Consider the following 10579-nt stretch of genomic DNA (forward strand, 5'->3'; position numbering starts at 1 on the left):
AGCAAAGAGGCGGTCGAAAAGATCGCCTAACTATTTATACCCATTGGGTGTTTTTTTACAAAGAGATAGAGGCTTTTTGAGGAGAGTAAGATGCGGGGATTTCAGAAACAAAAGCATAAATTAGGATATGGGTATGTGCTAGGGAAGCATGCTCTTGGTGTTTTGCGGCGAGGGGCTCATAAGGGGATTTCTCTCGTTTTAAGCTTTAGTTTAGCTTTTCAACCTTTGTTAGTACAAGCGCAAGCAATTGGTGCACAAAGATCACCAGTACAAGAGGCTCAAGGGATTAAAGCGGCAGATGGGGTTGGCTCACTTTTCCGCCCCACGATAGGAGAAGCCAGCAATGGCGTACCGCTTGTTGATATAGCGCGCCCCAATGGGCAAGGTCTTTCTCACAATAAATACGACAGTTTTAATGTTGATACCCATGGCGTAATTTTAAACAATTCGACTGAGGAGGTTTCACGTTCACAGCTTGGCGGTTTGGTGCTTGGCAATGGCAATTTACGGGGCACTGGTGCTGCAAAGGTTATTCTCAACGAAGTGATAAGTGCTAATCGTTCGCGTCTTGAAGGTGTGAGCGAAGTTCATGGGGTCGCGGCGGATGTTATTATTGCTAATCCCAATGGAATTACCTGTCAGGGCTGTGGTTTTATCAATACACCGCGAGTGACTTTATCGACAGGGCAGCCGATTATTGGCGCCAATGGGGCTTTAAGCGGTTTGCGCGTTGAAGGGGGTGATATCACCATTGGCGCTAAAGGCGCTGATGGACGCACAGTGGATATTTTTGATCTGGTTTCGCGCAAGATCAGTATAGCAGGTCCCATCCAAGTTAAAGGGGATTTAGCAGTTATCGCGGGGCATAATCATTTTGATTATGATAAACGGGAAGTAACTTCTCTTGGCTTTGATAGCAAAGAGCCGGAATTGGCGATTGATTCCAGTGAATTTGGTGGGATGTATGCGGGTCAGATCCGCGTGCTTGCCAACGATAAAGGGGCAGGCGTTAAAATGCGAGGGGACATGGTTGCCAATGCAGGCGCCATGAGATTGACAAGTGATGGGAAGCTGGTGCTTGCTAAAGCCCGTGCTAAAGGTGCGGTAAATGCGCATTCTCATCACGAGAGCGTGCATGTAAAAGACTTATTGTTTTCAGAAGATTCTGTTAAACTGAAAGCGCGTCACACGGTTGAATTAGCAGAACATGCACGAGTTGCAGCAAGCGGCAATGTTGATGTGAACGCCGATGTGATTAAGCTAGGCTCTGATGCTCTGTTGGCCAATGGCATTGGCAATGATGGCCAACAGTCAGCGACAGGTTCTTTGCACTTACAAGCGACAAAAGTTGAGGCAGGGCGTGGGCGAATTGCGGCTGGTGCGCTTTTACAGATAAATGCCGCGACTATTGATCTGGATCGCTTGCAAGACAACAATCAGACAGGAATCTCTTCCCTTGGCGATTTGACCATAAAAACCAATCAAATCACGGCTTTAAATAACCATCTTGGTGCTGGGGGGAATGTTGTTCTGAAATCCGCTGATGCACTTAACATAGGAGCTGGTCATTATAGCGCTGGCGGTTTTCTTTTGGCGGAAGCAACAGCACTTACTTCACGGGCTCGTTTAGCAGCAGAGCAAAAAGTTGATCTTTCTGCCCAGAGTGGTGATCTTATCCAAGAAGGCAGTGTCTCGTCCAATGGAGTGATCACACTTCAAGCGCATGGAGCGCTTACCCACAAGGGTGATATTATTAGTTTGCAGCAGGTTGCATTGACAGCTGGGGGTATGCTTACAACGGGTGAAAAAAGCACAGTGTTGGGGCATGATGTGGCGTTGAGCGCTGCTGCTTTGACACAAGCGGGAAGTATAGAAGCGCAAGGTGGGGAACTCGCATTCCAAGTGCGTGATCAGATTCTCAATCATGGCATGATGCGCGGTGACAGCGTTAGTGGATATGCAAGTGCATTCAACAATCAAGGGATGTTGATTGCCAGCAATGATTTACACTTGACGATTAGCACACAAGAGGGAGCGGATAGTCAACAAGCTGTTCTTGAGAATGCTTCTGGTGCGGTTATCCAAAGTGGGGGCAGTCTTGTTTTGTCTGCAGGGAAACTGCACAATTTGGGGGCGCTTGGCTCTAGTGATGAAAATCTTGCCCTCAATGTGAGCGGAGATTTGAACAATAGTGGGCTGATTTACGCAAAAAAGTCTATGGACGTATTCAGTGATGGTGATTTAACCAATATACAGGGCAGAATAATTGCTGAAGAGGCTCTCACCATTCATGGGCTGAAAGAGACACGGGCTGGTCATGTAAATAATAAGGCTGGTCTTCTCAGTGCTCTTGCCGGTGCGATGAAGATTGTTGCAACATCTTTTGTCAATAAAAGCGCTGCAACAACAAATTCAAACCAACAAAACGCTACACATGATGAGGGTGCGCATGTTTTAGCGCGAGATGGTTTGCACATTGATGTGGGTCGTTTTGAAAATGTTGATGGTCTCATCTCTACGCAAGGGGCAGTCAATGTTGTTGCAGACAGTGTGATCCAAGCAGGGCACATAGAGATTGAGCGTGGTGATCTTCAGCTGATGAGCCGTGGTGATTTAAGCAATAGCGGCATGATAGAGAGCAATGACGAAATTGCTTTACATGCGCAAACAAATCTTAATCAAACAGGGCGCATTGTTTCTAAAAAGCGGATAGCGCTTTCCAGTGATGGCACCTTGACAATGGGCGAGACAAGTGAGGTTGGCGCCTATGATGTGGCATTGAGTGCAGGCATGCTCACCCATGCAGGGCTTGTGGAAGCACAAGGTGGGACGCTTAGCTTAAACAGCTCTGGTCTTGTAAGCAATCAAGGCATCATGGTGAGTGGTATTGTTGATGCAAAGCTTGGTTCATTAGTAAATTCAGGTCAATTTTTATCTCAAGGGGCTTTTACACTTGTAGCAGAAAATCATGATCCACTATTGGGGCAAACGGCTCTGGTTTTAAATGCTGAAGGTGGGGTTCTCAAAAGTGGTGGCACTTTTGTTTTGACGACAGATGCGTTGAACAATGCTGGCAGCCTTGGTTCTGGTGGTGATGCGGTTGCCCTCAATGTGCGCGGGGATATGAGCAATAGCGGGCTGATTTATGCCAAGAAATCTGCCATGCTCTCCTTAGATGGGGATTTTATCAATCAGTTTGGCGATGTCATTGCCGAAGACAATCTCATCATCCGTGGCTTAAAGGGAGAGCGGGCAGGTCATGTGATCAACAGTTCTGGTCTTTTAGAAGCTGTCTCAGGTGATATGAGCTTCGATGTCTCATCTCTTACCAACATGCGTGAAGGTGGGGTTGAGGTAAGTGATAAAGTGGTTTCTCACCGGTTCGTTGAGGGAAGATGGGAAGGAACCAATGTTAAGCACCACCAGATAAAGGAAGATGTTGATACTACAGTCATCCGTCAGCAAGCACATTTTAAGGGTAATGCGGCACAGATTTTAGTAGGGCGTCATCTGACTGTGAATGCCGGGGATATCCGCAATAGCTATAGCTTGATTTCTGCCAATGGCAACATTGTGATGCGGGGCGATACGCTGCTCAATGAAGGACGTGATTTAAGCGAAACAACAAAGATTGTAACTGAAACATATCGCAGGGAGAAAAAATGTAGACCGTGGAATGGATTTTGTAAGTTTGGCGGCATAACAGATTATGGCAGCACGACCAATACCAAAACACTCACACGCACCTATGATGCTGTTTATGGCACGATTGAAGCGGGGGGAACGCTTGATGCCAAGCTGACGGGCTATATTGATAATCATGCGGTGCGTGAAGGGGTGGAGCAAGTTGGTTTAAGCTCTGGTGATAAAGGCTTGGCTGGTGTTAAAAACACCGATTTCGACGGCTCTAAACCACTGATCAGTGATGATCGATTAAACAAGATTATCAATGGTTTGACGGGGCACAAAGCACTTTTTGCACCGAGTATCCAAACACCAGAACCAGAATCCATACAAGTACCAAAGCAAGATGGACTTAGCTCTGTAAAGACAGAGCTTGCTCAGCCCCAAAAACCTGATGTACCGTTTTTAGTCGAAACGCGTCCAGATTTTATCAATCCCAGCAAATTTTTGGGCTCTGATTATTTCCTCAAAAGGGTTGGCAATTATAAGCCTGAGCAAGTGTTTAAAAGATTAGGGGATGCCTATTATGAATATCGTCTGATAAGTGAGCAAATCTTTGAACTCACAGGGAATCGCAGCCTCATAGACGTGGATGATCCCAACGCACAAATGCAAAGGCTTTATGACAATGCCATCGCACAGCAAGATTCCTTAGGGTTAGAGCTAGGCAAACCATTAACACAAAAGCAAATTGCCGAGATCAAAAAAGATATGATCTGGCTTGAGACGCATGTTGTAAACGGGCAAGAAGTTTTGGTGCCCCATGTTTATTTAGCACCAAACTCTTCTCTCACGCAGGATATTTATGGGGAAAAAACACAGCAAGCAAATCTTGCTAGTGCACACTTAAAAGGCAATGGTGTCACTATAGAGACAGACCGCTTTGCCAATAGCGGCTCCATCGTGAGTAATGGTTCACTCAACGTATCAACAACACAAACTTTGTTGAATGATGGTGGATTTTTGCTTGGCAGCGGTACTGTTGATCTGAGCAGCCAAGGGCTTTTTGTCAACTCGTCAGGGGTTGTTTTAGGGAATATGATCACCCTCACTGCTGAGACAATCGTTGATGGGACAGCCAAAATCCGTGACACGAATGAATTTGGTTTTGTTGATCGCGAGGGGCAGCAGTCTCAAATCATTGCTGTTCAGGATTTAAACATTCACTCCCTTGGCGATTTAAGCATGAACGGTGGGCAATGGAACAGTGGCGGTTCAATGACGGTGACTGTCGGTGGTTCTGCGACCATTGGTTCATTGGTACTAGAGAGTGAGAATAAGCAAACCTTAGAAAAAGGGCATTATGATGCTCAAAGCTCTCATCACAAGTTGGCCGAAGTCAACAGTGGTGACAATCTAACCATTGTTACAGAGGGTGATCTTAACATTGGGGGTAAGTTTAAAGTCAAGGGCGATGCAGATTTCACCAGTGGTGGTACTCTCAATGTGGTCTCAGAACAAGACTTTAGTAATTCTGATTTGGATCTTAGGGGGAAAGAGGGGGACAAATCGAAGCAAAAGAATAAGTTTCGTGAACAATCAACCGAAGTTACCACAACCAAAACCACGATAGAAACGGGTGGTAACCTTTCCATGCATGCGCAAAATGGGGATCTTACGCTTAAAGCCATAGGGGCAAAAAGTGGTGGCGAGATACATCTTACGGCAGATAAGGGGAAGATCAAGTTTCTGACCAACAAGGATCAAGATTTTAAGGATGTTTATCAGCGCAATGAAAACCTTGTGTGGTGGAGTGAGAGCGACAAAGGCTATCTGAATGAAAGCATCAAGCATGTGACCATAGAAGCTGGTGGGGGTATGAAGCTTGATGCGGGTGATGGCTTTGTTGTTGAATATGAACAAACCGGTGATTTTGACCAATCCCTTGAGCAGTTAGCCCGTTCTCCAGAATTGTCATGGATCAAGCAATTGCGTGATGATCCAGAATTAGCCAAGCAAGTTGATTGGCAGGCAGTTAAGGCTGAATTTAAAGACTGGGATTATAAAAAGCAGGGTCTCACAGAAGTAGGAGCAGCTTTTGTCACCTTGATTGTAACAGCTGTTACTGCAGGGACAGCTTCCAGTGCCGCCGGTGCCATTGCCAGTGCATTGGGTGTTGGCTCCAGCACAGCCATGAATGCAGCGATACAAGCAGGGGTACAGGCGCTGATCAACAAAAGTGCTGTGGCTCTTGTCAATAATCGCGGCAACATTGCCGAGGCACTTCATGAGCTAGGCTCATCGAAGAATGTTTTGGGCATTGTCTCTTCAATGTTGACAGCAGGTTTAACCAGTCAATTCACAGAGATGGCTGGTGTTGGACAATCCTTATCCAAAACCGCCCCTTTGGTTGATCGTATCACGCGTGAGGCAGAAAGGAATCTGATCAAAGCCGCCATTGGCACGGGCGTTCAAACAGCTCTTGAAGGCGGTTCACTTGACAAAAACTTTTTTAACAATCTACGTACAGCGCTGTCAGGAACCCTTGGCAAAACATTAGCGGAAGAAATTGGTACCGCTAAAGCAGAGGGCAAAATAGACACGGTGACGCAAATTGTAGCTCATGCGGGGCTTGGCTGTATTGTCGGTGCGACAGCGAGTGGTGATTGTACGGCTGGCGCCGTGGGGGGTGTTGTAGGCGAAGCCGCAGCCATGCTCCAGTTCAAACTGTGGATGCAAAACATTGTGAAAGAGGAAATGGGGGCATTAGATGGTCGCACCCCAACGCCGGAAGAACAAGCCCGCATCACGGCAAAAATTGATGCACAATTTGCTGACTTTAAAGAGCACACCATTGATATCGCGCGCATAGCGGGGGGCTTTGCTGCCGCCCTTGCTGGTGGGGATGTCAATACTGGCGCGGATGCTGCTGGTAATGCCGCGGAAAATAACTACCTCAGCAGTGCTCAACGTGCCCAAATGAAGAAAGAATTAGAAGAGTGTCCTGATAAGTGGTGTCGAAAAGATGTTGCCGAAAAATGGCTTGAGATTGATGAGCAACAAGATGTGTTTTGGTTGATAGGTGTTGCGTACGGTACGACTTCTTCTGCCGTAAAAGCAATAGGAAACAATTTATTTGAGGACGGTAAAACGATTGTTAAAGGCATTGGAACAGGAGCGTCTTGGGTCGTGAGTGGACATATGAAAGATGATGTCTTGGGAGGTGCTGGTCAATTCTGGGAAGGTGCTGGTCAACTCTGGGAAAAAGGTGCTGGTCAACTTTGGGAAGAAGGTGTTGGTCAACTCCAGGAAGGTGCTGGTCAATTCTGGGAAGGTGTGAATGGTTCCTTTTGGGGGTATATAGATCACATACATGAAACAATGGAAAAAGGGGAAGATGGGGCATTCAGTATCGGTGTTGAATCTGGCGAAATGATAGGTAAACCAGTAGGAAATACAGCTTATATAGTGGGTTCTATAGTTCTTACTGACGGCGCTGCTGCAGTAGCTAAGGGAGGCATAAAGCTTGCGGGTAAGCTTGTAGAAAAAGATCTGATCAAAGAAGCAGCTATAACAGGAGCAAAAGTTGGAGCATCTACTTCTGAAGTAAATACTGCTCATGTTGGGAGAGAAGTCGCTCAATCACTAGAAAAAATGAGCGATGAAGTTATTGCAACTCAATATTTTGGACAGGAAAGAAAATTCTGGTCAAAACCTATTGAGGTTGGGTTTGAAATAACGAGAAAGGGAGAAAAAATTACTCAGATAAACAAAGTCTATCAGAGAGATGATTTGTTTGATCCTAATAGAATTGTTACTTGGACAGTAAAAGGAAAAGAAGTAAAAGGTACAAATATTGAAAGGATGAAAACAGGAAGAGCCCCCATTGGCTTTGATAATAAACCTGTTGAATTGCATCATATGCTGCAAACGCATGATGGTCCCATAGCAGAAGTTACAAATGCATTTCATAAAAAATATAATTCTCTTATTCATATTAATCCTAATACAATGGGATCGGCTATTGATAGAGATATTTTCGATATATGGAGACCAAAATATTGGAAGGAGCGTGCTAAGATGTTAGAAGAAAATATGAAGTTAAAAAAATAGCAATTTATGGAGAACAACCTATGAAAACTTATACTTTAGCTGATGTTGTGCAATTAATTGATAAAGTAAATAAATATAATGATGATATTATCAATTTTGGTACTGCAGAGGACGCAGTTAGTGATGTACGAATTAAAGAGGCAGAAAAAACTCTCGGTTTACAGTTTACAACTTCTTATAAGGATTTTTTAAAAAATTATAAAGGAGGAGAAATTGGTTATGAGGAAATTTTTAGCATTTATAACGCAAGTTTTGAGGATTGTCCTGCTGGTGATATTGTTTACTATCACTTAACAGATATAGAAAATGGTTTAGCAAAACCACAACAGCTTGTTGTGAGTAGAACAGATTTTGGTGAGACATTTTATTTTGATTACTCTCAGTTTCAGGATGGTGAATGCCCACTCTATGTCGAAATTCCATCTGGAGAGTCACATTATTATGCAAGTAATTTTTATGAATTCCTTTGTAAAAGAATTAAAGAGCACGCAGGCGAAGTGTCATGAAAACCTATACCTTAGCTGATGTTGCAGTATTAATTGATAAAGTGAATAAGTATGATGATGATATTATCAATTTTGGTAGTGAAGATGATGAAGAGAATGAAACAGATGATTTACAGATTGAAAAGGCAGAGAAAGCTTTGGGTTTGAAATTCACATCATCTTACAAAGTTTTTTTAAAGAAATATGGAGGAGGAGAAATTGGTGGTGATGAAATTTTTAGCATTTATGGAGATTATGGGGAAGGTATTCCTGCTGGTGATATTGTTTACCGAAACTTACTCAATAGAAAAAAAGGTTTTATAACACCAGAACAGCTTTTCGTGAGCAGAACAGATTTTGGTGAAACCTTTTATTTTGATTATACACGGTTTCAGGATGGTGAATGTCCACTCTATGTCATGCTTCCATCTGAAGAGTGCGAATATTACGCGAGTAATTTTTATGAATTCCTTTGTAAAAGAATCAAAGAAAGCGTAGGAGCTGAGATACCTGATGGTGATCAACCAATTGAAAAACCTGATACCCCTCCCACTCCGCAACCTATCCCTTTTTACAAGCGCTTTTGGAAAAAATTATGGGGGAGGTGATAAGAGAGGGGTGAGAAAATATGTAACGTTTATAAGGGATATACAGCAGATATTCCTAGTAGTGGTATTATTTACGATCACTTAATTTTCTTCCAAGAAAAATCTTGTAGAACTTGTAGCTCAGGGAGATCTGACCAAGCTTGAAGCTAAAAAAGAACTGACAAAACTCGCTACTGAAGAAAAAAGTATTGGTTAAAAAAGAAACTCACTAAATTTACCGATAGCAAATTTAGTCAGACAAAAAAGTCTATCAAAGAGACGATTTATTTAATCCTAACAGAATTGTTACTTGGACCGTCAAAGGAAAAGAAGTAAAAGGTACAAATATTGAAATGTATTCAACACCGTTGGTGAATATCGCGTAAAGTAAAAATATCGGGTAAATGATCACAGCATTCGATAATCAATTTTGCACAGTCTTTTATGAATGCATCCCCAGCCGCGTAAAGCCTTTTGACATGACTTAACAAATTTTTTCCCAACGCAAGGCTTTCTATGGTTTTGGGCATTTTCAAAAGACGCGCTTGTAAGCTTTCAGAAAGTTTATTTCCTTTAGCTTCTTTAAAAACCTTTTGCATCCATTCACGAAACATCTCTTGAGCTTCAGCAGAAAAACGCATGACAAGCCGGTGTTCAGAAGAATCAAGTGGGTTTATCATAAAGAGAATGAAATACTCCTTCATAAGTTTTCCATGCCTCTTGATTGGGATGTCTATCAACCCATTGCCACCCTTTTGTCTCATCGGGTCACACCAGCATTTGAGACCGTTGTAAAAAACCATCATTGCCTTTGCCATATAAAGCATTGCGTATAAAGGGCAGAATACGAGACGGTTGAATACCCCCTATAATGGAAAGGGGTGCATTGGGAATAAAAATGGTTCAACGCCCGATACGGTTATAGGTAAATTGACCATCTTCATTAAAAGCTTCGAGATAAAAAGCGCGGTCTGTTTGATATTATTTCCATTCCATATCTGTTAAGAAACTGGATAACTCATCACGAACCATTAAGAGACCACGAGGATTTTCTTTTAACAATTCCTTAAGCTTTTCTACGCTCGTATCATTGACAATAAAACGAGAGCCATCATTATGGATATTGTCTTTAGAGGGGACTTCAGACAAAAGAGCACGGGCTGTTTCACACTCTCTCTTTCTGCTTTAACCATTTTAGGGTTGATTGGTTTTAGCATTATAAAGTTTTGCAGGTTAAGATGAGATACAAAATATCATTTACAGAACTTAAGGCGGGGTGGTTTTTACAGTGATTTGATTCTCTTTGTTCTTTTTGAAATTTGAGATTTTTATCAAAAAACTGCTCATAGTTTTTCATCTACTGTGCTGAATAAATAAGATATATCACGACAAGCTTAATGAAATAGATTTTTAAGGTTATAGAAAAATTGTATATATCACAATTTATCAGGATAATGGGTTATTGCAATCGTACATTTTTTTATATATACCGCCGCTGGATATGAAAATGAACGAAGCTTTAATTTTCTTGCTGCTAACTTGATCTAAGTGGTGTGGAGCAAGAGTGAGCGATTTTATTATTCGTACTTCCCATCTATAGTTTCAAAAGCATTATAGGTGATAAATTTCCAAATCATCAATATCATCAATTTTGAGGGCTACTGTGTTAGCTAAATTACCTAAAGATATACGCTCGTTAATAATACAAGCGCCTATGGCTGGTGTATCAACGCCTGAGATGGCGGCTGCTGTATCTAATTCTGGTGCAGT

Annotated in this window: 5 protein-coding genes; 3 read left to right on the plus strand and 2 right to left on the minus strand. The window is 42.8% G+C overall.

Annotation, left to right across the window (positions count from 1 at the left end; genetic code table 11):
- Window positions 1-90: 90 nt before the first annotated feature.
- The 3 genes from FS875_RS05455 to FS875_RS05465 are packed head-to-tail and all read left to right on the plus strand — an operon-like array spanning window position 91 to window position 8830.
- A complete protein-coding gene (locus FS875_RS05455; RefSeq protein WP_144754085.1) occupies window positions 91-7737 on the plus strand; it encodes a two-partner secretion domain-containing protein in 7647 nt (2548 codons plus the stop codon).
- Window positions 7738-7757: 20 nt separating this feature from the next.
- A complete protein-coding gene (locus FS875_RS05460; RefSeq protein WP_144754088.1) occupies window positions 7758-8243 on the plus strand; it encodes an SMI1/KNR4 family protein in 486 nt (161 codons plus the stop codon).
- Entirely contained in the window at window positions 8240-8830 is a 591-nt protein-coding gene (locus FS875_RS05465) for an SMI1/KNR4 family protein (protein ID WP_144754091.1), read from the plus strand. The genes FS875_RS05460 and FS875_RS05465 overlap by 4 nt, the downstream gene beginning before the upstream one ends.
- 338 nt (window positions 8831-9168) lie before the next feature.
- Here the strand turns inward: FS875_RS05465 and FS875_RS10880 are convergent, their stop codons facing one another.
- Both FS875_RS10880 and FS875_RS10885 read right to left on the minus strand, forming a co-directional pair.
- Complete coding sequence (locus FS875_RS10880; RefSeq protein ID WP_342778861.1) at window positions 9169-9513, minus strand: hypothetical protein; 345 nt, start codon at window positions 9511-9513, stop codon at window positions 9169-9171.
- A 277-nt stretch (window positions 9514-9790) separates the two neighbouring features.
- The gene (locus FS875_RS10885) at window positions 9791-9958 is read right to left on the minus strand and encodes a DUF3987 domain-containing protein (protein WP_342778862.1); all 168 of its coding nucleotides are present in this window, start codon (window positions 9956-9958) and stop codon (window positions 9791-9793) included.
- Window positions 9959-10579 lie beyond the last annotated feature (621 nt).

Source organism: Bartonella saheliensis (assembly GCF_902162175.1).